Source organism: Pseudomonas sp. (assembly GCF_040514055.1).
Taxonomy (GTDB): domain Bacteria; phylum Pseudomonadota; class Gammaproteobacteria; order Pseudomonadales; family Pseudomonadaceae; genus Aquipseudomonas.
The window spans coordinates 52,811-73,932 of record NZ_JBEVDL010000009.1 but is presented as its reverse complement, the minus strand read 5'-3'; the positions used below and the strand labels follow the sequence as shown (position 1 = coordinate 73,932).

The following is a 21,122-nucleotide window of genomic DNA, read 5'->3' as shown; positions in this document are numbered from 1 at the left end:
TCGTTGCCGCAAAGGTGCAAGCCCGGTTGTACTGACGGCTCTGTATACCGTGTCGGCGTGGGTAGGACGGGTGTCTATGGAGGCGGATAACTTCGCCATCGTTCCCGCGAGGTCGGGACCTGATATGCGCTAAAGGCACTGGATACCCGCCTGCGCGGGTATGACGGGGTGTGGGAGGTCGAGTCGTTTCACCGTCGATCCCGCGAAGGCGGGAACCCAGGTGCGCCGAAGTCTCTGGATACCACGTTTGCGTGGGCAGGGCGGGTATCTATGGAGGCGGATAACTTCGCCGTCGTTGCCGCGCAGGCGGAAATCCATCTGCGCTAAAGGTTCTGGATATCCACCTGCGCGGGTATGACGGGGTATGGGAGGCCGAGTCGTTTCACCGTCGATCCCGCAAAGGTGCAAGCCCGGTTGTACTGACGGCTCTGGCTGCCACGTCGGCGTGGGCAGGGCGGGTATCTATGGAGGTGGATAACTTCGCCGTCGTTCCCGCGAAGGCGGGAACCCAGGTGCGCCGAAGTCTCTGGATACCACGTTTGCGTGGGCAGGGCGGGGTGTGGAGGTCGAGTCGTTTCACCATCGTTCCCGCGAGCGGGGGAATCCAGCTGCGCTGTGGCTCGGGAGCTTTAACGGGCCCGGCGCGTTACTCGTCCGCGGGGTCGGCCGTTGGGCTGATCAGCTCGTTCAAGGCATCTGCCTGGTTCTTGAAGGCGCGGGCAAATACGTCGCGATTTTTCGCCATGTAAATACCCAGTTCCTCGCCTTGCTGCTCGTTGAGCGATGGCACGGCTTTGTGCAACACATCGCTCAGCAGCTCGGCCAGCTCCAGCATCTTGTCATGTCGATCGGCTTCGGCTTTATCCATGAACAAACGCTCCAGGTCTCGGCTGCTGCGGTACACCACTTCGACGGCCATTCATCACCTCATTTGCCTTCACGCTGCGGGTTGATATTACTGTTTATTTGTACAGTATAAAGAAGCGCCGATGGCTTGGATAGTGCCAATTCCCGGCGGCTGAAAAACGCTCCGCAGTCTAGCGCAACACAACCAAACACGCTCGCAGCCGCTTAAGGACGGGGCTTTCCGCCCATCGCCTGAACCTTTATTTGGCCGCGCGGCGCGCTATAAAGGAGAGCAGCACGCGGGCTGCGGCCGTGGCGGCTGAGGGCCTAGTACAGGAGCAAGGAAGGGATTTTATGCAGATCGATGATGAGCTGACGCGCCAGTTGCTGCTCTTCAAGGCCATCACCCGCTATTCGCGGGCGGTGATCGGCGCCAAGGACTTGCAGGGCCGATATATCTTCGTCAACCACGAGTTTTCCCGCCTGTTCCAGCGCCACCGGGACCACTGCATCGGGCGTACCGATCTCGAGTTATTCGGCCCGGAGGTCGCCCGGACGCTGCGTCGCACGGATCTGAAGGCGCTCAAACGCGAGGAAGCGATCCTGGTCGAGGAAACCGCACCGGTCGACGGCAGCCTGCGTCATTACCTCTCGGTGAAGTTTCCGGTCTATGACCTGAGCGGCCAATTGTTCGCATCCGGCCTGGTGGCCACCGATATCAGCCAACTCAAGCAGTTGACCGAGAAGCTGCGCCTGCAGGCCGAAACCGACGAGCTGACCGGCGTGTTCAACCGTCGCAAGCTGTTCGAAGTGGGTAACCGCGAAGTGTCCAGGGCACTGCGTTATGGACTGCCGTTGAGCCTGGTGATGTTCGACATCGATCACTTCAAGGCGGTCAACGACCGCTTCGGCCATGCCACCGGTGACAGCGTGCTGATGGCTTTCAGTCAACTGGTGGGCGGGCATCTGCGGCGCAACGACTATTTTGGACGCCTGGGCGGCGAGGAGTTCGCCGTGATCCTGCCCCACACCGGGATCGAGCAGGCCCAGGGCTGGGCCGAGCGCATCGTTCATCTGCTGGGCGAAGAGTCCCTGGCGGTCAACGACTGCGCCGAGGTGCAAGTGACTGTCAGTGCCGGTGTGGCCCAGTTGACCCACCACAGCAGCTTCGAGCACCTGCTCAAGACTGCCGATACCCAGCTCTACCGCGCCAAGAACGCCGGCCGTAATTGCGTGCGCGCCCTGGCGGGTTGAGCCCGGGGCGGGTCGGTCTGACAACGGTAACAAATTTTTTTCGCAAGATTGGTTCTCGAATGAGAACATATCGCGATGTTGGCAGTGGGCGCTCCATCGATCCGCTGTGTCCCTTGTTGTCTTGTGCGCCCCGCGCAGCCGGTCTGGCTGCTTGTGCGTCCCGTGCCGGTATTCCCTATGTCCAAACAGCGTCTCCTCGACTTTCCCTGGTCCACCCTTTCCCGGGTGCTGGCCGCCGTACTGGGCGGTTATGCCCTGGCGTACACGGCGACCGCCTTTCTGACCGTCTATTTGCCCCTGGCCCGCGGCGACCGTGCGGTGTTCGCCAGCCTGGCCTGCTTCGCCGTGTGGACGGCGGTGGTCATCTACGTCTTCGCCGCGCGCAGCGCCGGTCGTGCCTGGTTGGGGCTGCTGGGCCTGGGCGGCCTGCTGGCCCTGGCGGCGTTTCTGCCGACTGAATTCGGAGCCCGGCCATGAGCCTGCGCCGCAGCATGGCCGGCCTGCACACCTGGGGCGGGTTGCTGCCCAGCTGGCTGTTGTTCGTCATCCTGTTCACTGGCAGCTTGGCCTGTTTCGACCGGGAACTGGAGCGCTGGATGCGCCCGGCCTTGCATGTGCCCGGGGCGCCGACCCTGACGCTGGACCAGGCGCGGGCCTGGTTGAGCCAGCAGGCGCCGGACGCGCACGCCTTCTGGATCCGTCCGGCGGATGCGCGGCAGCCGTTCTGGCGCGCCGGTTACGAGCCCGCCGATGAAAGCGAGTTCGTCAGCTTTGCCCTGGACCCTGCCACGGGTGCGCCCCTGGCCGAGACCCAAGGCGGCGAGTTCTTCTTTACTCTGCACTACAACCTGCACGCCGGCACCGTCGGCATGTACATAGTCGGGCTGGCCGGCATGTTTATGCTGGTGGCGTTGGTCAGCGGGGTGATTATCCACCGGCGTATCTTCAAGGATTTTTTCACCTTGCGGCCCACTGCCAATGGCCAACGGGCCTGGCTGGACGCGCATAACCTGTTCGGCGTGCTGGGCCTGCCCTTTCACCTGCTGATGGCCTACACCGGGGTGGCGATCTTCGTTGCCTCTTACATGCCGGCGGCCGTGCAGGTGGCGTACCAAAGCGACGGCGAGCGGTTTTTCAACGAGGTGATGGGCGGCTACGGCCGCGAGGAAGTGCACCAGCCGGCGCCGGCGCCGGTCTCGCTGGACACGCTGCTGGAACAGGCCAGGCTCCGCTGGGGCAACGATCAGGCGGGTTGGGTCAGCATCCATCACCCGGCCGACGCGGCCGCGGTGGTGGACCTGCGCCAGTACAGCCGCAGTCGGATCGCCGATTTTCAGTGGATCCTTTCCTACGATGCCGGCACCGGTGAGTTGCTGCACGAGCAGAAGCCCTACGACGCGGGTTATCAGACCTATGCCTGGATGACCGGTGTGCATATGGCGCAGTTCGGCGGCAGCCTGGTGCGCGTGCTCTACCTGCTGATGGGGCTGGCCGGTTGCGCCATGGTGGTGGGCGGGCTGCAGGTGTGGCTGCGTAAACGCGAGGCCCGCGGCGGGGCGGGCATCGGCCTGGTACGGGCCCTCAACGGCGCGGTGATCGGCGGCCTGCCGCTGGCCAGCCTGGTGCTGCTGTATGCCAACCGGCTGTTGCCCGGCAGCCTGGCCGAACGGGCCAGCGCCGAGGCGTACGCCTTTGTCGCGGCCTGGCTGCTGGTGGCGCTGTGGGCGGTGCTGCGGCGCAATAGCGGTCGGGTGGGCCGTGATTTGCTGCTGCTGGGCAGCGTGCTGGCGGTGGGCCTGCCGCTGCTCAACGCGTTGCTTACGCCCCAGGGCAGCTTGTTGACCAGCCTGGGACGGGCGGATTGGCCCCTGGCGGCCATCGACCTGACGCTGCTGGGTGTCGGTGTATTGTGCGCCTGGCTCGGGTATGCGCGCCGACAACCCCAGACGGCGCCCCAACGCCGCCAGCGCCTGGCCGAGGAGGGCGTCTGATGCTGTGGATAAGCTTTGTGTTTGCCTATATGGCCATGCTCGCCTTCTGTGAGGTCATGCCGCGCCATGCCCGGGTACTGCTGCGCAGTGAGCCAACAGTACGGCGCCGGTGGGTTGGTCGGGTGCTGGGGTGCCTGTTGCTGGCCGTTGCGCTGTGGCAATGCGTCACCGGCTTGGGTACGGAAATCGGCCTGGTGGTCTGGTGCTGCCTGCTGATGCTCGCCGGCCTGTTGCTGGTGGCGATGCTGGCCTGGCAGCCGCGCTGGGTGCGGGCGTCGTCGACGCTGATGCTGGTGGTCGGGCTGTTGCTGGTGAACCTGGGGTAAGCGCCGCGCGGGGCGATCCAGGCGATCGCCCATGCTAAGGTTCGCTCCTCAGTTTGTGTCCGTTATTCAAGGAGATTTCAGATGCCCGGCTTGCTGCCCCATGTCGACCCCGAGGGGTTGCTCGAATACTCCGTGGTCTACACCGACCGCGCGCTCAACCATATGTCGCGCAGTTTCCAGGCTGTCATGCAGGACATCTCCGGCGTGCTTAAGCAGGTCTACCAGGCCCGCTCCGCCATCGTCGTGCCGGGCAGCGGCACCTTTGGTATGGAGGCGGTGGCGCGTCAGTTCGCCACCGACAAGCACTGCCTGGTGATCCGCAATGGCTGGTTCAGTTACCGCTGGAGCCAGATTCTCGAAATGGGCCGGATTCCCGCCCAGACCCAGGTGCTCAAGGCCCGTCCGGTCGAAACGGGCTCCCAGGCGGCCTTTGCCCCGGCTCCGCTCGAGGAGGTGCTGGCGGCGATCGCCGCGCAGCGCCCCGCGGTGGTCTTTGCGCCCCATGTCGAAACCGCCTCCGGCATGCTGTTGCCGGACGACTACCTGCGCGCCGTGGCCGATGCCGTGCACGCGGTGGGCGGGCTCTTTGTGCTCGACTGCATCGCCTCCGGCGCCATCTGGGTGGACATGCGCGCCACCGGCGTCGACGTGCTGATCAGCGCGCCGCAGAAAGGCTGGAGCGCCTCGCCCTGCTGCGCCCTGGTGATGCTTGGCGAGCGCGCCCGCGAGGTCATCGAAACCACCCAGAGCAGCAGCTTCGCCTGCGATTTGCGCAAATGGCTGCAAATCATGGAGACCTATGAAAGTGGCGGCCATGCCTACCACGCGACCATGCCCACCGATGGCCTGGTGCGCCTGCGCGACGTGATGAAGGAAACCGAAGCCTATGGCTTCGACAAGGTGCGGGCCGAGCAGCAGGCCCTGGGTGACCAGGTGCGTGCGCTATTGAGCCGCAAGGGCTTCAAAAGCGTGGCCGCGCCGGGTTTTCAGGCCCCGGGCGTGGTGGTCAGTTACACCCAGGACCCCGAGATCCAGTCGGGCAAGGCGTTTCTCGGCCTGGGCCTGCAAACGGCCGCCGGCGTGCCGCTGCAGTGCGACGAACCGGCGGATTTCCGTACCTTCCGCATCGGGCTGTTCGGCCTGGACAAGCTGCATGCGATCGAGCGCACCGTGGCCAGCCTGGAGCAGGCGCTCAATCAGGTCGGCTAAGGCCTGCACACCTGGCCGCTAGCGCGCAGCCAGGGCGTTTTTCTTCCTGGCGCGGGTGCCTGGGTGACCACCCGGTGCACCTGGCCTTGTTTCTGCATCGTCGCGCTGGCCTGTCCCACCAGGGGCGGGTCCTGAGCGGGCGTATGCCACCGTCCCGGTGCGCGCCGCCGAGGGCCATTCGACTGTGGAGTAAAGGGCATGAAATGGGCGGAAAGTAGCCGCAAGCAAATGCACAAAAGTGCCAATTCGGTGGGCAGTTTGCTGGTCGAGGGCTTCCATTACCTGGGCCTGTTCGCCATCGGCGGCGTGACTGCCTGGGCGTCGGTCGGCGCCTTTATGGCCATGCTCGACAAGGGCCAGGCCAGCGTCGACGACATACTGCTGCTGTTTATCTACCTGGAATTGGGGGCGATGGTCGGGATCTACTTCAAGACCAATCACCTGCCGATCCGCTTTCTGCTCTATATCGCGATCACCGCCCTGACCCGTTACCTGATCGGTGATGTCTCCCACCACAAGGCCCCGGATGTGGGCTTGCTCTACCTGTGTGGCGGCATCTTCCTGTTGGCGCTGTCGGTGCTGGCGGTGCGTTTCGCGTCCTATCAATTCCCCTCCAGCAAGGCCATAGACGCCACGGGCCAAGTGATCGGCAGTCCGGTGGAGAAATAGCGGGCTCAGGCCGGCAGGCCGCTGACCCGCCCGGTGCGATGGCGGCCAAGGGCGCGGGGTGGCGAAGGTGGCGGCGTGGGCTGGCGCAGGCTGAGCTCGTGCTGCACGCGGGTGATCAGCTGTTGCAGTTGCTCGGGATCCTGGCGTTGCGCCGGGCTGATCAGGTGTTTGCTGACCCGGCCCTGGGCGTCCGACAACCTGAGGGTCAGGCAGCCGTCCAGGCGCTCAAGGCTGAGGTTGACCCGGTACTGGGGTTGGAATAACTCGGTCAGTGCGTGCAGGGGATTGTCCATCGCCGGTTCCTGGCTTGAAAGCTCATCACAAAAAAACTGTTGGCAAGGTTGACCCGAGAGCAGCCGTTAAAGTTCGTTTCGCCAGGACCGATTGGCCGAGGCGCGGGGAGTGACCCGCCGGCCGAGCGGTGATGGGCGCCGGTTCGCTTGCCCTGAAAATGGGCAGAACATCATTTAAATCGCTACGTGCGCCGAAGCAGGGCAGCGCCTTGGTATCCAGGCGTGAACAGCGGGCCCGCCTGCGACCTGGTCCGACCAGTTAACGACCCTTGATCAGCACAATCCTCGACTTGGCACCTGACTTGCTGGTCAGTTCACTGTCGATAACCCAGGGATGATCCGCTGATGCACAACCCATTCAAATTCGTGAACGACTGCTTCAAGGATGAATTTCAGGTCAGGTTCAGCATCGAGCGACTGGACGGCAGCGTAACCCTGTCGTTGCACGAGGCGGGGGTCACCGTGGCCCAGCGGATGCTCAGCGGCGAGCAACTGGCGGACCCGGCGAAACTGCGTCACCGCATCCAGAGCATCCGCTTCGGCCTGGCCATCGACCGGGGGCAGGGCATGCGCTGCCTGGCGAAGATCAGCCGCGCCGCCGCCAACGAAGCCTGATCGCGCGGTAGGGGATGGGCTGCGGGCCATGGCAACCGCGGACGGCGCGCCGAGGCCGCCCTACGTCCGCGCGCTCAGAGAGGCTGCGGTGGATAAGAAATCCGTTATCCACCCTGCCCGCGCCTGTGAGCAGGACGCTTGGGTAGGGCGGGGGAATCCCGCGAATCTAACCCTGTGGCAGCCTCGCCGGGCGCTGCCCGCCCTACAAAGTACGGCTTTGCTGTCGTGGTTCGTAGGGTGGGTTAGTCGCGCGCAAAGCAGACCTGGAAAACGACGCGGCACTCTCGGCGCGGCGTAACCCACGCGGATGGGCGTCCAGACGCTGACGGATTATCGGCGGTGGGCTGGCGCGGGACAACGCGCCGAGACCACCCTGGGTCCTGTGGACACTAGCGCAGCGGGGCGAACAGGGCGTCCAGGTCGTCCTGGTCCAGGCGCCAGTCCGCCTGGCTGCCGCCGTCGAGCACGCCCCGGGCCAGGCTGGCCTTGGCCTGTTGCAGCTGTTGGATCTTTTCCTCGACGCTGCCGCGGGCGATCAACTTGTAGACGAACACCGGCTTGTCCTGGCCGATGCGGTAGGCGCGGTCGCTGGCTTGGGCTTCGGCCGCCGGGTTCCACCATGGGTCGAAATGAATCACGGTGTCGGCGGCGGTCAGATTCAGTCCGGCGCCCCCGGCCTTCAGGCTGATCAGGAAGATCGGCAGCTCGCCGCTCTGGAAGGCCTGCACCGGTTTGCGCCGGTCGGTCGTGCTGCCGGTGAGCAGGGCGTAGGGGATATGCCGCGCCTGCAGCTCGCGTTCGATCAAGGCCAGCATCGAGGTGAACTGGGAAAACAGCAGCACCCGGCGGCCCTCGGCGAACAGCTCCTCGAGCATCTCCAGCAGGGCGCTCAGCTTGCCCGAGTCGGCGCTGCTCAACGGCCGTTCGCTGTCGCCCAGCAGACGCAGGTCGCAGCAGGCCTGGCGCAGGCGCAACAGGGCCTCGAGGATGACGATCTGGCTGCGCGCCAGGCCTTGGCGGGCGATCTCCGCGCGGACTTTCTTGTCCATGGCCAGGCGCAGGGTTTCGTAGCGATCGCGTTGCGCGGCGGTCAATTCGACCCAGTGGATGATTTCGGTCTTGGACGGCAGTTCGGTGGCCACCTGTTCCTTGGTGCGCCGCAGCATAAAGGGTTTGATCCGGCCATTGAGGTGCGACAGGCGCTGTGGGTCGGCGCGCTTCTCGATCGGCTGGCGGTAGTCGCGGTTGAAACCCTTGCTGTCGCCCAGCCACCCCGGCATCAGGAAATTGAACAGCGACCAGAGTTCGCCCAAGTGGTTCTCCAGCGGCGTGCCGGTCAGGCACAGGCGCTGGCGGGCATTCAACTGGCCGGCGGCGAGCGCGGCCTTGCTCCGTGGATTCTTGATCGCTTGGGCCTCGTCGAGAATCAACAGCTGCCAAGGCTGCCCGGCCAGGGTCTTGAGGTCGCGGCCCAGCAGCGCATAACTGGTCAGTACCAAATCGTGTTCGGCAATCTGGGCGAACAGGGCCCGACGTTTGCTGCCGTGCAGCGCCAGCACCCGCAACTGCGGGGTGAAACGCGCGGCCTCGTCCTGCCAGTTGGGGATCAGGCTGGTGGGCATCACGATCAGCGCCGGCTGGGCGAGACGTCCGGCCTGTTTCTCGCCGAGCAGGTGCGCCAAGGTCTGCAGCGTTTTGCCCAGGCCCATGTCATCGGCGAGGATGCCGCCGACCTCGAGTTCGGCCAGGGTCTGCATCCAGGCCAGGCCCTGCAGTTGATAGGGGCGTAACTGCGCATTCAACCCTTGCGGAGCCGTCACGTTGCGCTCGGGCAGGGCCTGAAGGCGCCTGGCCAGGTCGCGCAGTTGCTCACCGCCTTGCCAGCGCGGCGCCAGCTGCTCATCCAGGGTGGCCAGGCGTGACAGGTCGGCCCGCGGCAGGCGCAGGCGCTCCAGGTCGGCGGGATGGTCGCGCCAGAACAATTCGCCGAGGGTCGCCAGCAACGGCTTGAGACGGGCAAACGGCAGGGCCAGGCGCTGCCCACCCCCCTGGGGCAAGGCCACCAGCAGTACTTCGCCCGCCTGGCGCTGGGCCACGGCGTCCGGGGTCAGCAGCCAGGGCGTGCGGCGAATGGCCTGCAGCAGGATGGGCAGCAGGCTCAGGCGCTGCCCCTGGATGTCGATGCCCAGCTCCAGGTCGAACCAGTCCTGTTGCGGGGATTCCTCGACCGTGGCGTACCAATCGTCGATCTCGGCCAGGTTAAACAAAAAATCCGGCTGCATCTGGATCTGCCAGCCTTGTTCGCGCAGGCGCGGTAACACGGTCTGGACAAACCCCAGCCAGGCCTGCTCGCCAGGCAGTTCGAAGTGTTCGCCGGGCTGCAGGGCCAGGGCTTCGCTCTGCCGCAGGGCCACCGAGAACCCGGCGTCCACCAGGGTCTGGCGCAGCTGCGCTTCGGCCTGGGCATCGCGGCGGATGCGCAGGCTGTGCTCGGCATCGACGCGCACCAGCAGGTCCTTGGCCGGCTTGCCGAACGCCAGGCGACCCTGGTAATCGAAGGCCAGCGCGGCGCGGTGCTGGGTCTGCTCCAGCATGCGCGCCTTGCGGGCGTCGTAGTGCACCCGCACATGGCTGCCCAGGACCAGCAAGCCCTGGGGCTTGAGGTTGCCCAGCAGCTGTTCCACCGGTTCGGGCCGCGCAGGACTGGGTGGTGGTTTCGGCGCTCGGGGGACCTTGGGCGAGGGCGGCGGGAATACCACACCGGCCTGCCATTGGGCCTCCAAGGTCAACAGGGCGGCGACCACGTGCTTGCAATTGAAGCCCACCGGGCAGTTGCAATTGCCATCCACCCGCCAGCGCCCGCCTTGTTCCTTCAGTTTGACCTGCTGACGGTAACGTTCGTCCCCGGAACCCTGGCAACTGGCGCTCAAACTGTCGCTGCCCAGGCTGAGGATGCGTGAGTAGCCCAGGCGCGCATAACGTTCGCCACGCTGCAGGGCGCCCGCGTCAATGGCGTGCTGCCAGTCCTGCTGGCGCAGGTGCTGCAGGTCCAGGGTCATCGGTGAGGGTACACAAGGTGGCTGAACATGGGCGCTACACGGCAAACAAAGCCGGTGATTTTCGCACAGCCGGGCCCCGCAGGGGCGCTGTTATTCGCGGCGCGGCGGGTGCGGTTTTTAGCTGAAGCCTGTCGACATCCGGCTGAATCAGCGGCCCATGACCTGGCGGTACTGGCCCGGCGTGGCGCCAAAGGCGGCGCGAAAGCGGTTGCTGAAGTGGCTGGCGCTGGCGAAACCGCAGGCCAGGGCCACATCGCCCAATGGCATCTGGCTGCTGGCCAGCCAGTGCCGGGCCCGGGCCAGGCGCCGTGCCAGCAGGTAGCGGTGCGGCGGCACGCCGAAACTTTCGCGGAACATCCGTGCGCAGTGGTATTGCGAAAGCGCCACTACGCTGGCCAGATCGCCCAGGCTGATCGGCTCGGCCAGATGCTGCTCGATATAGTCACGCAATCGCCGGCGCTGGACGGGGGCCAGCCCGCCCTTGAGGCGCAGGCCCTCGCGTTGCCCGACCTGGGACAGCAGGGCATGGCTGAGCAGGTCCTGGGCCAGGCTGCTGGCCAGCAGGCGCTCGCCCGGCTCGTGCCAGTCCAGGCGGGCCAGTTGCTGAAAACCCAGGGTCTGCTGCGCATCGTCGAGGAAAGTCGCCTCCCGTAGTTGCAGGGTGCGCGGTTCGCGGTCGAGCAGGGTGACCGCGTCCTGGGCGAAGCGCTCGGTGCTGACATACAGGTGCGCCAGGCGGATCTGCCCGTTGATCACCCAGGCCGATTGATGGTCGGCCGGCAGGATGCACAACTTGCCCGGCGCGCCACGGTCGCCCGGGCGTTCGCGGCGAAAGGTGCCGGTGCCGCCGGCCAGGTAGCAACTCAGGGTGTGGTGGGTCGGTGCCTGATAGTCGCGGCTGTCGTGCTGGTTGGTCCAGAGCGCGAGGCTCAAGCCTTCGCCCAGCTCGACGCAGCGCTCCAGCCGCGAGTTCGGCGAGCGGCTCATGGCCTGGAAGACCTGCAGTTGTTCGAGTTGTGACATGGGGCGGGGCTCCTGAACGCCGATGCTACTCCAGCGCCCGCCACTTGCCAGCCCGCCGGGCGAAAAAAGCGCAAGGTTAGGCAAGTGGTCCTGGCGCCTGGGCCGGTATGGCGGCAGGGTCTCGGCAGCTGGACCGGCTGTTTGGCTGGGACGCTGATGCTAGGTTGGCTGCTGGTTTGCGTCGAGTTGAAACTCGGCGGTACGCAAGCGCCAGGCGCCATGGGGCAGCGTTGCCCGCATAAAACAGGACAGTGAACCGGCGCCTGCAACCTGTCCGGGCTGCCAGTGCTGGTTGTGCAGGATCAGTGAGCGGGCCCGGGCGATATCGACGACCGCCTCGGTTTTGCTGTCATGGCCCACTTCCAGCAGCGGATGCAGGACCCGGCCGGTGTGGCCGAGGAAGAGCGTCTGTAGCTGAAGGTCGGGCTTGTCGTAGCGCTGATGGCGTTGCGTGGCCAAGGGGGTAAAACCCAGGCTCTTGGCCCGGGCAAGGACCGCCTGGCCGCCACACCCGAGCAGCGCGGCCAGCGCCCAGTAGTCCGCATCGGCGCTCAGCAGGCGCGCCAGGCATCGTGCGATCCAGGCCGCCTCGTCGTTGCGCAACGCTTTCCAAAAGGGCGCCAGGGAGTTCGGCAGAGTCCCCAGTTCATGCAGGGCGCCAATCAGGTTGATTTGATTGTCCAGGCTGTTCGGCTGGGCCAGCAGTTGGAAGGCCGTTGCGCTCACGGCGAATTGGCCTTCGGCCTGTGCTTTTTGTTCCAGTTGGCTGAGCCGCTTTTTGATGTCCATAAACCCTTTTGGCACCTTGGCTTATTAAGCTGTAAACACTTGGGGGAGTCGTGGCAAGTAACTAGTGGCTGCTGGCATGACTGCTGCCGCGCGGCTCATCGACGTCATGGTTGATGTGGATGCCTGCCCAAAGGGCTAGCGCCAGCAGCAAACTGCAGGGCAGTGCAAAAAATAGCCAAATGATTTTTTTATGAATAATAAGTCCCACGACGGTGCAGCGACGGTACAAAAAAATACCTGTATGGCTGCTGCGAGGGCGACCAGGCAGGAATCGGCCGAAATAGATGTCGGGGTGTAGTGAAAATCTCGAGTTGATGCGAATGCTCAGTCCGCCTGCTGCGGGGCCTGTTCAGTGCCGTTAACGGTGTCGCAAATAAATCATGGCGGCGAATTACCACTGGAATTCAAGATGCACATTCACTTCGGGTCTCAGTGTCAGCACACAGAACACTTCCCGGTCCAGGGCGGCCTTTAGTATTAACTGTTCCTTTGCACCGCGGGTCTCCAATAGCCACTCGGTGACCATGACCAGCTTGAAGTGCATCAGCTTGCGTTCGCCCTGACGCCATTCGAGGGTAAATTCCGCGTCGTCGGGCGCGACCGTCGCGATAAGGGTGTCCGGGCCACGGGAGGCGACAAAACGCGCCCCATAAAACCAGCCCAAATCATGGATCCACTCGGGATCCGACTCGAAAAACACAATGAAATCGAGGAGTTCCGGGTTAGTGCTCATGGTCACCAGGGCTGGGTTGGCAATGGCTGATATCCGTCCCGGACGACCCGAGTGCGGCGGCTGAGGTAGCCACTTTATCCACACCCACCTTTGAGCAACAGCCTGACGTGCCCGACAAACCCATGGCGATGCGGTTTATGGCGACTAATGCGCTGGACACTGTACCGGGTCAGCGCAGTGCCATCAGAGATGGCCGCTACCGGGGCCATCCAAGCCCCACATAAGAGCAAGTTTATGCAAGCACTCCTGGGCGGCAGGCCACAGACTGTCGGTTATCCACCGGGAGCCTACTGATGAACCTGTCGCTTTACCTGCTGACCGTACTGATCTGGGGCACCACCTGGATCGCCATCAAGTTGCAACTGGAAGTGGTCGCCGTGGCCGCCTCCATTGCCTACCGTTTCGCCTTGGCGGCGCTGGTGCTGTTTGTCGGCTTGCTGCTGACCCGTCGATTGCAACCGGTCAATGGCCGTGGCCAGCTGATTTGCCTGCTCCAAGGCCTGTGCCTGTTCTGCCTGAATTTTCTGTGCTTCTACACCGCCAGCCAGTGGATCCCCAGTGGCCTGATCGCCGTGGTGTTTTCCACCGCCACCTTATGGAACGCCCTGAATGCCCGGGTCTTCCTGGGCCAGCGGGTCGCCGCCAATGTGCTGGCCGGCGGGGCGCTGGGCCTGGGCGGCCTGGCGTTGCTGTTCTGGCCTGAACTGGTCGGCCATACCGCCAGCCGCGAAACCTGGATGGGACTTGGCCTGGCACTGTGCGGCACGTTGTTTTTCTCGGCGGGCAATATGCTCTCCAGCCTGCAGCAAAAAGCCGGGCTACGGCCGCTGACCACCAATGCCTGGGGCATGCTCTATGGCGCGCTGATGCTGAGCGGCTATTGCCTGGTCAGCGCCACGCCCTTCGCCTTCGAGTGGAACACCCGCTATGTCGGCTCGCTGCTGTACCTGGCGATTCCCGGCTCGGTGATCGGCTTCACCGCCTACCTGACCCTGGTCGGGCGCCTGGGGCCTGAGCGCGCGGCTTACAGCACCGTGCTGTTCCCGGTGGTAGCGCTGAATATTTCGGCCTTTGTCGAGGGCTATCAATGGACGGCACCGGCCTTGGTCGGCCTGGTACTGGTGATGCTGGGCAACGTGCTGGTGTTTCGTAAGGCCAAGGCCGTGTCCCCGGCGCCGAGCGCGTTGCGGGTCTGAGCCCCGGGGCGTCTGCGTCGTCCTCAAGGCCGCAACTCATTAGTGCCGTGTTTTGCCTTGGGTGGCGCGGCATGCGAATCTCGCTGCCGGGCCGGCGGAATTTTGTAGCGGGGAGGGTGAATCATTTTGTTTAGTCATAGGCCGCGGGCGCAATGGCACCTGCTGGTGGCATGGGTGATCGGCTGGTCGGCCTCTGCGGGTGCTGCCGAAGTCACAACTGCGATTGCCAAGTTCTATCCAGGCGCCAAAGTGATGAGCGAGCCGTCAGGGTCCATAGTGGCCAACGGTGGTCGTTATCATGCGGCTTTGATCCAGAGGGCGGGTGTCCCTCCTGGTCCTGAGTTGTTAGTGGTGGTCAAGGAGACGGAAAGCGGCGCACTTTCAGAAGTTATCAACTCCGAATCGTTTGATGTCGGTGGCAGGACGGTTACTCTGGTTGAAATGAGGAACTCGTCTATCTACCTGACCCTGCATGGGTCAGCAGGCTGCTGTGGCCACAGTGGCAGGACCTATCAATTCAGGCTGGCTGGGGAGCGTTTTGTGCTGATTGGGGAGGAGGAGATCAGTGTCGATTTCAGCGATAAGGGCGGTGCGCGTCGCTTTTATGAGAATCGCCGCAGCATCAACTTTCTGACCGGGACCGCGGTCTTCAGCGGCCGTATTGGCTCCGCCGACAGGGCTTTGCAAGCTGGTAACGGGCACTATCCCGAGTGGATGCCGTACCGTATCGCCAGAGCGGATGCCCGCGAGGAGCACACCACGAGATTCACGGCCAACCGCCGGTGGACCCTGGAAGAATTCGATCTGTACGCCTTTGGCAAGTGGACCCTAGAGGTTAAAGATTTGTGCGGCTTTTTCGACGATGCGCTGCTGTTCAAGAGCTGTACGCCGCTGATTGAAATGCGTTAGGCGAGTAGGGGACGGCAGTCCGGGGGCGGATCAGAAATCCAGCCAGCGAAACAGCCCGCCCACCCACCGCAGCAACCAGAGCAAGGCCTGGACGGGTAGCTCGATCACCACTTCGAATAGATCGATCCAACCGCTGGCATCATCACGCTGACCCCGTCGACGGCTCGGCCAGCAGGCATAGGCCAGGGCAAAACACAGCAGCGCTCCGAGCAGCGACCCCCAGGCGAAGCCGCTGGCGAATAACTGGATGACCAAGGCCATTGCCAGCACGAATAGCAGGGTCGCGGCGATCTCACGCAGGGTGGCCATGTGGGTTCGGGCTCTGGTGGATGGCACCGGGCTATTGTGTGTCGGCACCTCGCGTCGGGGGCGTGACGAGGTTCGCGTTGGCGGTCAGTCGCGCAGCCATTTCAGCATATGCGGGAAGGGGGCGAGGCCACGGGCGATGGCCTGTGGCGGCTCCAGCGTCATGCCGGTCCACTGCAGCATAGGCACCCCAAAAAAACGTCCGGCGCTGAAATTGTCGATGATCGACTGCGACCCGCCGCGGTAGCCTTCGGCATGGAACACGCTCGAGGGGGGAAGGCGCAGGTGCGTCAGGGCCGCCCAGGACCAGGCGATGGCCATCATTTCCTCGCCGGGTCCGCGGTCGATATTGCCGGTCAGGCTCGTGCGTTCCGCTGCGGGTGCCACCGCCAGGTGCCCGGCTTCGTGCAGCAGGTCGCCGGGATGGCGCAGGCGCTGGGGGTCGTAATACAGGCAACCGTTCTCGACCCAGATGGCGGGCAATACGGTGTCCAGGGGCACCTCGGCGGCTTCTACGTGCAGGCCGATAAAACCCAGAAAGTCGACGATCCGCTCAAGCATATCCAGCCCTGTCGGCGAGGCGATCGGCCGTCATACCCACGCGGCGGCACCCTGGCTGCAAGCGATCATTCATCCTGGTACTCGTCGTCCATAAGAAATCCTTCTTCCTGAAAATATTGACCGTCTTTGTACCCGTACCTGAAACCGTAGGGATCTTCGTCATAGTCACCTCGAGCCTCGAAGTCCAGTCCAGGGCATAGGAACCCAAGAAATTCGGCCAGTATCGCTGCCACCGTGGGGTCACCGTAGACGAAACTGAACACCAGGCTGCCGTCGGCCAGGTAAGGGGTATACAGGCCCACGCCCTCGGCGCGGAAATCCTCGCCCATGACTTTATCCAGGTCCCGGATAAACCCTTGGGCAAGCCTCTCGCCATGCTCGGGATTAACAACCTTCGCGGCGCTTAGAAACTGCACCAGACTATCGGCTTCGGCGGTCTGGCATTCGATGCTGAGTAGGGTTTTCAGCGCGTCCAGGGGCCAGCGCGTGGAGGGGCGGATCTGCAGGGTAAAATGAAATTCCATGGGTTTGGGGTATCCAGCGGCGAGGGTGACGGATCGCCTGCTCCGGGCACCTGCCGGGCCCGGATCAACAGGTTAAAATGTGTAGCGCAGTATCAAGGGGCGATTGCGAGCCTTGCTGAGCGCCTTGAGCGCCAGCACCAGGGTAATGGCGCCGCCGATCAGCAAGGTGCCGGTAGGGCCGAGGAGATTGGCCAGGGCGAAGAGCATCCCCTCCTTGCTGGTGCTCGACTGGGGCGAGGCCTGGCCCGCCAGGCTGATCACCAGGTAGTGCAGCAGTCCGGTAATAAGGGCGGCGCAAAGCGCCAGCAGAAGGTATTTTCCGCTACTGAAGAGCAGCCCCTGGGTGGTTTGCAGTACGTGCCCTGGTTGGCCTTTCAGTGCTTGCACGGCGGCGATCAGTGACTGCTGGGTCGCCAGGGAGTCGCTGTGCACGCCAATATCCTCGGCCAAGCCTTTGGCCCGGATAACAGTGGTGAACCGCCCGTCCTGCACGGCCTGGATCTCGGCGATCTGCTCTTTTTCGATCAGGCGGCCGTGCTCGCCCAACCCCGCTTGGTCGGCCTGGCCCAAGGTGGCCAGGGTGTGGACGGGCAGGTCCTCGCGGGTGGTAAAGAACAGGGCGTGGGTGGATACGCCAATAAAGCCGCCATTGACCCTGAACATGCCCGCACTCCTGTGTCTGCCGAGGTACGCCGCGGTGCCCTGAGGGTGCAGTGCCTGCTGATGCAGCTGGCCGCGGCTGAAAAGTCAGCGAGCAATTTAGCAATAATTAATAGCTTAGTGCCATTAACTGCTTCACAGCGTTCCGTCCAGGCCAAAGCGCTTGCGCAGGACCTTTTCCAACACTGCCTTGGGCACCAGGGCAGCGAGCAGCGGCAGGGCGCGGCTGCCATTGCCCAGGCGCAACAGGCGCGGTGGCTTGGACTTGTGCACGGCCTTGAGCAGGTCGCGGGCCAGTTCGCTGGCCGGCGTCGGGTTGTCCTGGGACGCCCGGGCGCGGGCGCGAATGCCTTCGCGCAGCGGCCACCAGGGTGAACGTTCGTCAATCAGTTGTTCGGCCCGCTGGCTGGCGTTGGCGCCGAACTGGGAGGCGATGGCGCCGGGTTGCACTTCCATGACGCGGATACCGAAGGGCGCCAGTTCCAGCCGTAGCGCATCGGACAGGGCGTGCACCGCAGCCTTGGAGGCGCAGTAGGCCCCGGCGAACGGGGTGACCAGCACGCCGGACACGCTGCCGATGTTCACCACCAGGCCTCGGCGGGCGCGCAGCAGGGGAAACAGCGCGCGGCTGACGCCGATCACGGCGAAGACATTGGTCTCGAATTGCCGCTGCAGGGCCGCCACTCCGCCGTCGAACAACGGCCCCATGGCGCCGTAGCCGGCGTTGTTGATCAGGACATCGAGCCCCTCCACCTCGGCGCTGAGGCGGCTGGCCAGTTGTTCGCAGCCGAGCGGATCGTTGACGTCCAGTTGCACGGCGGTAAAACCTGCCGCGGCCAGGCTACTCAGGTCCTCGGTCTTGCGGGCGGTGGCCCAGACCCGGTAGCCGGCGGCATAAAAGGCATCCGCCAGGGCCCGGCCAATGCCGCTGGAGCAGCCGGTGATCAAAACGTTGGGCGGGGTCATGCAAGCTCCTGGGGGACGGTGTAAGTAGGGGGGCAACGCATCTGGCTCAATCGGCGAAGCGGCCGTGCAGCGCGGTCGCCCTAAAGACCAGGGTGGCGGGGCGGTAGCCGGGACGCAAGGGCGGCACGGGCAGGCAGTCCTGCCAACTGACGTCGGGCTGCAGCGCACCGGGTCCCCGGTAGCGCGGCGCAGCATACAGGTCCTGGGTTAGGGCCTGTTGACACTAGCCACACGTGCCGCGTTGCCGCGCAAAATGGCCCCAGGCCAGGCGCGGGACGCAGGCAATGGTCATTCCCTTGCCAAGTCCCGCAACGCCGCATGGGGCTATTTTACGCGCAACCCGCAGGGCCGGGCCTGGTTGAGCGCGATACGGCGTTACTCGTCGCTCATTTGGAATAACCAAACCTCGCGCCTCGTGCCTGGTCTCGCACCCAACCAGGCGCCGGCGCGGCCGTGCGCATAGTGTCAACAGGCCCTAGGTCGAGGTTGTCGCCCGGGGCGTAGGCGCTGATTTTCCAGCGCAACTCCGTCAGCGGCGCGTCACTGGCGTTTTTCAGGGTCAGCAGCAGGGGGCGGTCCGCCGGGCAGGTGGGGGCGGCGCCGGTGCCAGGTACATAGTCCAGGCGCAATTCCAGGTGGGCCAGCTGGCGCTGCTCGCGGTTGACCAGCCAGACCGTCCACAGGGCCAGCAGCAGCAGGCCACACAGGGCGGCGGCCGAGACCGGCAGGGCCTTGGTCGGGTGGCGTAACAGCAACGCCCCCCAGGTCAGGAGCAGCAGGGCGCCGATCAGCATGGGGGCGGCCGATGGGCGGCGCACAGGCGGAACATGGCAGGGGCCTCGCGGGATACGGACCAACACTCTACAGGATCGCCGCCGGGGAGAGTCCTAGGGACTGCAGACACTATGCGCTTGCGCGGCGTTATGGCTGCGCAGGCATAAAAAAGCCCGCCCCTGGAGGGGGCGGGCTGCAGGCACTGACCCGTGGTTAGCCGGGGATGCTCTGTTTGCTGGGGGTCGCGTGGTCCTTGGTGCGCCCGTAGACGTCTTCCAGACGTTCGATGTCGTCTTCGCCCAGGTAGCTGCCCGATTGCACCTCGATGATTTCCAGGGGGATCTTGCCTGGGTTCGCCAGGCGGTGGACCGCGGTGATCGGGATATAGGTCGACTGGTTCTCGGTGAGCAGGAAGGTCTTGTCGTTGCAGGTCACCTCGGCGGTGCCAGACACCACGATCCAGTGCTCGGCGCGGTGGTGGTGCATCTGCAGCGACAGTTGCGCGCCCGGCTTGACCGAGATGCGCTTGACCTGGAACCGGCCGCCCATGTCCACCGAGTCGTAGGAACCCCAAGGGCGAAAGACTTCGCAGTGGCTCTGGGTTTCCTGGCGGCCCTGTTCGTTAAGGGTGTTGACCAGGGTTTTGACTTCCTGCACGCGGTCCTTGGGCGCGATCATCAGCGCGTCCTTGGTTTCCACCACGACGATGTTGTCCATGCCCAGCACGGTAACCAGCTTGCCGTTGCCGTGGACCATGCAGTTGTGGCTGTCGTGCACCACCACGTCGCCCTTGAGTACGTTGCCGTTGGCGTCCTTGTCCTGCACGTCCCACAGCGAGGCCCAGCAGCCGACATCGCTCCAGCCGGCGGACAGCGGCACCACGCAGGCCTGCTCGGTTTTTTCCATCACGGCGTAGTCGATGGAGTTGTCCGGGCAGCAGGCGAAGGTGTCGGCGTCGATCAGGATGGTATCGCCGTCACGCTGACTGCGTTCCAAGGCCAGCAGGCAGGTGTCGTAGATATCCGCGTCGTGCTTTTTCAGTTCTTCCAGGAAGCGACTGGCGCGGAACAGGAACATGCCGCTGTTCCAGAAGTAGTCGCCAGACTCGACAAACGCCTTGGCGCGCTGCTGATCCGGCTTTTCGACGAACTGCAGTACGCGGTTGATGCCCTGGGGCAAGCCGGCGACGTCCTGCATGTCGCAGCGGATATAGCCATAGCCGGTTTCCGGGCTGTTGGCCGGTACACCAAACAGCACCATCTCACCGTTTTCCGCGGCTTCGGTGGCCAGGCCCAGCACGCGCTGGAAGGCAGCCTGGTCCTTGAGCACGTGGTCGGCGGGCAGCACCAGCATCAGCTCGTCGCGGCCTTCGGCCAGCAGTTTCATGGCGGAGATGGCCACGGCGGGCGCGGTGTTGCGGCCGAAGGGCTCGAGGATCAGGCCATTGATGGCCAGCCCGAGGGTGGCCAGTTGTTCCTGCACGATAAAGCGGTGTTCTTTGTTGCAGACGATCAGCGGTTTCTGCATGCCCTCGAAAGTCAGTCGTTCCAGGGTCTGCTGGAACAGCGTGTGTTCGCCGGTGAGGGCGAGAAACTGCTTGGGAAACTGCTTGCGCGACAACGGCCAGAGTCTGGAACCGCTACCACCTGACAAAATCACCGGAATCATGATGTCTCTCCTTGAACATTCGGAAGGTTTGCCACTTTGTGTGTGTCGTTTCTATGCGCCCCACACCGCCAGGCGTGGGCGCTGATTGTTCGAGGGTCAGGGCTTATTCGGCACCGGGACGCTTGACCCAGACCGGCGACAGGTTGCCGGCCGAGCCGGTGATGTAGAGGCTGACGATTTCGCCACGGGGCAGCACCACGGGCTTCAGGTCGCTGACCTTGCGCTCGCCATCGAACAGCGCGAGGCTGACCTTGACCGGGTTGATTTCACGCTCGCCACGGCTTTCGGCGGCCACGGCCTTGACCACGTCGGTCTTGCCGTCGGCGGTTTTCAGCGTGAGGGTGGTGTCGCTGAGGTTCTGCACCCGGATCAGGGCCTTCTGCTTGTTCTTGAACAGCGGCTCCTCGACCAGCTTGGGAGCGCCGCTCGGCAGGTTGACCAGGGTGTAGTACTGGTCGGCGCCCAATTGCACCGGCAGGTTCTGGCTGCCGACCTGGGCGGTGTAGTCGCCCTTGGCCAGGAAGCTGAAGTCGCTGCTGCCCAGCGGCGCGACGTCGTTGACCTTGGCGGTGCCGACGGTGGCGCTGGCCTCCTGATTGGTGGCGTTGTACAGCCGGACGAAGGCCGAGCCCTTGGGCGCGGTTGGACCGTACAGGCCGCCTTCACCGGCCTGGCTGGTGGACAGGGCCATTAGCCCGAAGAGCAGGGCACTGGACTGGGCGACACGACGGGACAGGGTGGAACGAATCAT

22 protein-coding genes and 2 pseudogenes are annotated in these 21,122 nt (G+C 64.3%); 9 read left to right on the top strand and 15 right to left on the bottom strand.

The annotated features are described in order from the left end of the window. Positions 1 to 646: 646 nt before the first annotated feature. Positions 647 to 919, bottom strand: a complete 273-nt coding sequence (locus ABWY06_RS02500) for a YebG family protein (protein WP_353923982.1) — start codon at positions 917 to 919, stop codon at positions 647 to 649. A 281-nt stretch (positions 920 to 1,200) separates the two neighbouring features. Here ABWY06_RS02500 and ABWY06_RS02495 point away from each other — a divergent pair, with 281 nt between their 5' ends. From ABWY06_RS02495 to ABWY06_RS02470, 6 genes are all read left to right on the top strand, one after another. Beyond that, positions 1,201 to 2,100 (top strand): sensor domain-containing diguanylate cyclase, encoded by a 900-nt coding sequence (locus ABWY06_RS02495; RefSeq protein ID WP_353923981.1) that lies wholly within the window; start codon positions 1,201 to 1,203, stop codon positions 2,098 to 2,100. 177 nt (positions 2,101 to 2,277) lie between these two features. After that, positions 2,278 to 2,577, top strand: a complete 300-nt coding sequence (locus tag ABWY06_RS02490) for a DUF3649 domain-containing protein (protein ID WP_353923980.1) — start codon at positions 2,278 to 2,280, stop codon at positions 2,575 to 2,577. Then, positions 2,574 to 4,091, top strand: coding sequence for a PepSY-associated TM helix domain-containing protein (locus ABWY06_RS02485; protein ID WP_353923979.1), 1,518 nt, complete (start codon positions 2,574 to 2,576; stop codon positions 4,089 to 4,091). The genes ABWY06_RS02490 and ABWY06_RS02485 overlap by 4 nt, the downstream gene beginning before the upstream one ends. Next, the gene (locus tag ABWY06_RS02480; RefSeq protein ID WP_353923978.1) at positions 4,091 to 4,417 is read left to right on the top strand and encodes a DUF3325 domain-containing protein; all 327 of its coding nucleotides are present in this window, start codon (positions 4,091 to 4,093) and stop codon (positions 4,415 to 4,417) included. The genes ABWY06_RS02485 and ABWY06_RS02480 overlap by 1 nt, the downstream gene beginning before the upstream one ends. Before the next feature lie 81 nt (positions 4,418 to 4,498). Continuing rightward, the gene (locus tag ABWY06_RS02475) at positions 4,499 to 5,626 is read left to right on the top strand and encodes an aminotransferase class V-fold PLP-dependent enzyme (protein WP_353923977.1); all 1,128 of its coding nucleotides are present in this window, start codon (positions 4,499 to 4,501) and stop codon (positions 5,624 to 5,626) included. Positions 5,627 to 5,824: 198 nt separating this feature from the next. After that, positions 5,825 to 6,295 carry a phosphate-starvation-inducible protein PsiE gene (locus ABWY06_RS02470; protein WP_353923976.1) on the top strand — a complete coding sequence of 157 codons (471 nt, stop codon included), beginning with the start codon at positions 5,825 to 5,827 and terminating at the stop codon, positions 6,293 to 6,295. Positions 6,296 to 6,300: 5 nt separating this feature from the next. Here the strand turns inward: ABWY06_RS02470 and ABWY06_RS02465 are convergent, their stop codons facing one another. Further along, entirely contained in the window at positions 6,301 to 6,588 is a 288-nt protein-coding gene (locus ABWY06_RS02465; RefSeq protein ID WP_353923975.1) for a DUF3509 domain-containing protein, read from the bottom strand. A gap of 345 nt (positions 6,589 to 6,933) precedes the next feature. Here ABWY06_RS02465 and ABWY06_RS02460 point away from each other — a divergent pair, with 345 nt between their 5' ends. Beyond that, entirely contained in the window at positions 6,934 to 7,203 is a 270-nt protein-coding gene (locus ABWY06_RS02460; protein ID WP_353923974.1) for a DUF3509 domain-containing protein, read from the top strand. A gap of 389 nt (positions 7,204 to 7,592) precedes the next feature. Here the strand turns inward: ABWY06_RS02460 and ABWY06_RS02455 are convergent, their stop codons facing one another. From ABWY06_RS02455 to ABWY06_RS02440, 4 genes are all read right to left on the bottom strand, one after another. Next, entirely contained in the window at positions 7,593 to 10,262 is a 2,670-nt protein-coding gene (locus ABWY06_RS02455) for a DEAD/DEAH box helicase (protein ID WP_353923973.1), read from the bottom strand. A gap of 147 nt (positions 10,263 to 10,409) precedes the next feature. Then, complete coding sequence (locus ABWY06_RS02450; protein WP_353923972.1) at positions 10,410 to 11,285, bottom strand: helix-turn-helix domain-containing protein; 876 nt, start codon at positions 11,283 to 11,285, stop codon at positions 10,410 to 10,412. Positions 11,286 to 11,444: 159 nt separating this feature from the next. Continuing rightward, the gene (locus tag ABWY06_RS02445; protein ID WP_353923971.1) at positions 11,445 to 12,074 is read right to left on the bottom strand and encodes a hypothetical protein; all 630 of its coding nucleotides are present in this window, start codon (positions 12,072 to 12,074) and stop codon (positions 11,445 to 11,447) included. Between the two features lie 391 nt (positions 12,075 to 12,465). Continuing rightward, a complete protein-coding gene (locus ABWY06_RS02440) occupies positions 12,466 to 12,807 on the bottom strand; it encodes a hypothetical protein (protein WP_353923970.1) in 342 nt (113 codons plus the stop codon). A gap of 293 nt (positions 12,808 to 13,100) precedes the next feature. Between ABWY06_RS02440 and ABWY06_RS02435 the strand changes: the two genes are divergently transcribed. After that, entirely contained in the window at positions 13,101 to 14,003 is a 903-nt protein-coding gene (locus ABWY06_RS02435; RefSeq protein ID WP_353923969.1) for a DMT family transporter, read from the top strand. Between the two features lie 165 nt (positions 14,004 to 14,168). Beyond that, complete coding sequence (locus ABWY06_RS02430) at positions 14,169 to 14,912, top strand: hypothetical protein (protein ID WP_353923968.1); 744 nt, start codon at positions 14,169 to 14,171, stop codon at positions 14,910 to 14,912. A gap of 30 nt (positions 14,913 to 14,942) precedes the next feature. Here ABWY06_RS02430 and ABWY06_RS02425 read toward each other — a convergent pair whose 3' ends face one another. The 9 genes and pseudogenes from ABWY06_RS02425 to ABWY06_RS02385 form a co-directional block, all read right to left on the bottom strand. Continuing rightward, positions 14,943 to 15,221: a hypothetical protein gene (locus ABWY06_RS02425; RefSeq protein WP_353923967.1), complete on the bottom strand. Its 279-nt coding sequence runs from the start codon at positions 15,219 to 15,221 to the stop codon at positions 14,943 to 14,945. 84 nt (positions 15,222 to 15,305) lie between these two features. Then, positions 15,306 to 15,779: a hypothetical protein gene (locus tag ABWY06_RS02420; protein ID WP_353923966.1), complete on the bottom strand. Its 474-nt coding sequence runs from the start codon at positions 15,777 to 15,779 to the stop codon at positions 15,306 to 15,308. A gap of 65 nt (positions 15,780 to 15,844) precedes the next feature. Then, positions 15,845 to 16,303 (bottom strand): 6-phosphofructokinase, encoded by a 459-nt coding sequence (locus tag ABWY06_RS02415; RefSeq protein WP_353923965.1) that lies wholly within the window; start codon positions 16,301 to 16,303, stop codon positions 15,845 to 15,847. Positions 16,304 to 16,375: 72 nt separating this feature from the next. Then, a complete protein-coding gene (locus ABWY06_RS02410) occupies positions 16,376 to 16,966 on the bottom strand; it encodes a hypothetical protein (protein ID WP_353923964.1) in 591 nt (196 codons plus the stop codon). A 132-nt stretch (positions 16,967 to 17,098) separates the two neighbouring features. Further along, complete coding sequence (locus tag ABWY06_RS02405) at positions 17,099 to 17,929, bottom strand: SDR family oxidoreductase (protein ID WP_353923963.1); 831 nt, start codon at positions 17,927 to 17,929, stop codon at positions 17,099 to 17,101. A 46-nt stretch (positions 17,930 to 17,975) separates the two neighbouring features. Next, positions 17,976 to 18,140, bottom strand: a pseudogene (locus tag ABWY06_RS02400) (multidrug transporter); the annotation flags it as partial. A gap of 265 nt (positions 18,141 to 18,405) precedes the next feature. Then, positions 18,406 to 18,723: pseudogene (locus ABWY06_RS02395) on the bottom strand (multidrug transporter); the annotation flags it as partial. A gap of 193 nt (positions 18,724 to 18,916) precedes the next feature. Then, positions 18,917 to 20,371 (bottom strand): mannose-1-phosphate guanylyltransferase/mannose-6-phosphate isomerase, encoded by a 1,455-nt coding sequence (locus ABWY06_RS02390; RefSeq protein ID WP_353923962.1) that lies wholly within the window; start codon positions 20,369 to 20,371, stop codon positions 18,917 to 18,919. Positions 20,372 to 20,474: 103 nt separating this feature from the next. Beyond that, positions 20,475 to 21,122: an alginate O-acetyltransferase AlgF gene (locus tag ABWY06_RS02385; RefSeq protein WP_353923961.1), complete on the bottom strand. Its 648-nt coding sequence runs from the start codon at positions 21,120 to 21,122 to the stop codon at positions 20,475 to 20,477.

Bases quoted from the DNA above. Each gene is read 5' to 3' on its own strand.
- ABWY06_RS02385 (WP_353923961.1), bottom strand. From the start codon at position 21,122: ATGATTCGTTCCACCCTGTCCCGTCGTGTCGCCCAGTCCAGTGCCCTG.
- ABWY06_RS02435 (WP_353923969.1), top strand. From the start codon at position 13,101: ATGAACCTGTCGCTTTACCTGCTGACCGTACTGATCTGGGGCACCACC.
- ABWY06_RS02415 (WP_353923965.1), bottom strand. From the start codon at position 16,303: ATGGAATTTCATTTTACCCTGCAGATCCGCCCCTCCACGCGCTGGCCC.
- ABWY06_RS02475 (WP_353923977.1), top strand. From the start codon at position 4,499: ATGCCCGGCTTGCTGCCCCATGTCGACCCCGAGGGGTTGCTCGAATAC.
- ABWY06_RS02490 (WP_353923980.1), top strand. From the start codon at position 2,278: ATGTCCAAACAGCGTCTCCTCGACTTTCCCTGGTCCACCCTTTCCCGG.
- ABWY06_RS02470 (WP_353923976.1), top strand. From the start codon at position 5,825: ATGAAATGGGCGGAAAGTAGCCGCAAGCAAATGCACAAAAGTGCCAAT.
- ABWY06_RS02410 (WP_353923964.1), bottom strand. From the start codon at position 16,966: ATGTTCAGGGTCAATGGCGGCTTTATTGGCGTATCCACCCACGCCCTG.
- ABWY06_RS02440 (WP_353923970.1), bottom strand. From the start codon at position 12,807: ATGAGCACTAACCCGGAACTCCTCGATTTCATTGTGTTTTTCGAGTCG.
- ABWY06_RS02460 (WP_353923974.1), top strand. From the start codon at position 6,934: ATGCACAACCCATTCAAATTCGTGAACGACTGCTTCAAGGATGAATTT.
- ABWY06_RS02465 (WP_353923975.1), bottom strand. From the start codon at position 6,588: ATGGACAATCCCCTGCACGCACTGACCGAGTTATTCCAACCCCAGTAC.
- ABWY06_RS02480 (WP_353923978.1), top strand. From the start codon at position 4,091: ATGCTGTGGATAAGCTTTGTGTTTGCCTATATGGCCATGCTCGCCTTC.
- ABWY06_RS02450 (WP_353923972.1), bottom strand. From the start codon at position 11,285: ATGTCACAACTCGAACAACTGCAGGTCTTCCAGGCCATGAGCCGCTCG.
- ABWY06_RS02390 (WP_353923962.1), bottom strand. From the start codon at position 20,371: ATGATTCCGGTGATTTTGTCAGGTGGTAGCGGTTCCAGACTCTGGCCG.
- ABWY06_RS02425 (WP_353923967.1), bottom strand. From the start codon at position 15,221: ATGGCCACCCTGCGTGAGATCGCCGCGACCCTGCTATTCGTGCTGGCA.
- ABWY06_RS02420 (WP_353923966.1), bottom strand. From the start codon at position 15,779: ATGCTTGAGCGGATCGTCGACTTTCTGGGTTTTATCGGCCTGCACGTA.
- ABWY06_RS02455 (WP_353923973.1), bottom strand. From the start codon at position 10,262: ATGACCCTGGACCTGCAGCACCTGCGCCAGCAGGACTGGCAGCACGCC.
- ABWY06_RS02495 (WP_353923981.1), top strand. From the start codon at position 1,201: ATGCAGATCGATGATGAGCTGACGCGCCAGTTGCTGCTCTTCAAGGCC.
- ABWY06_RS02445 (WP_353923971.1), bottom strand. From the start codon at position 12,074: ATGGACATCAAAAAGCGGCTCAGCCAACTGGAACAAAAAGCACAGGCC.
- ABWY06_RS02405 (WP_353923963.1), bottom strand. From the start codon at position 17,929: ATGACCCCGCCCAACGTTTTGATCACCGGCTGCTCCAGCGGCATTGGC.
- ABWY06_RS02500 (WP_353923982.1), bottom strand. From the start codon at position 919: ATGGCCGTCGAAGTGGTGTACCGCAGCAGCCGAGACCTGGAGCGTTTG.
- ABWY06_RS02485 (WP_353923979.1), top strand. From the start codon at position 2,574: ATGAGCCTGCGCCGCAGCATGGCCGGCCTGCACACCTGGGGCGGGTTG.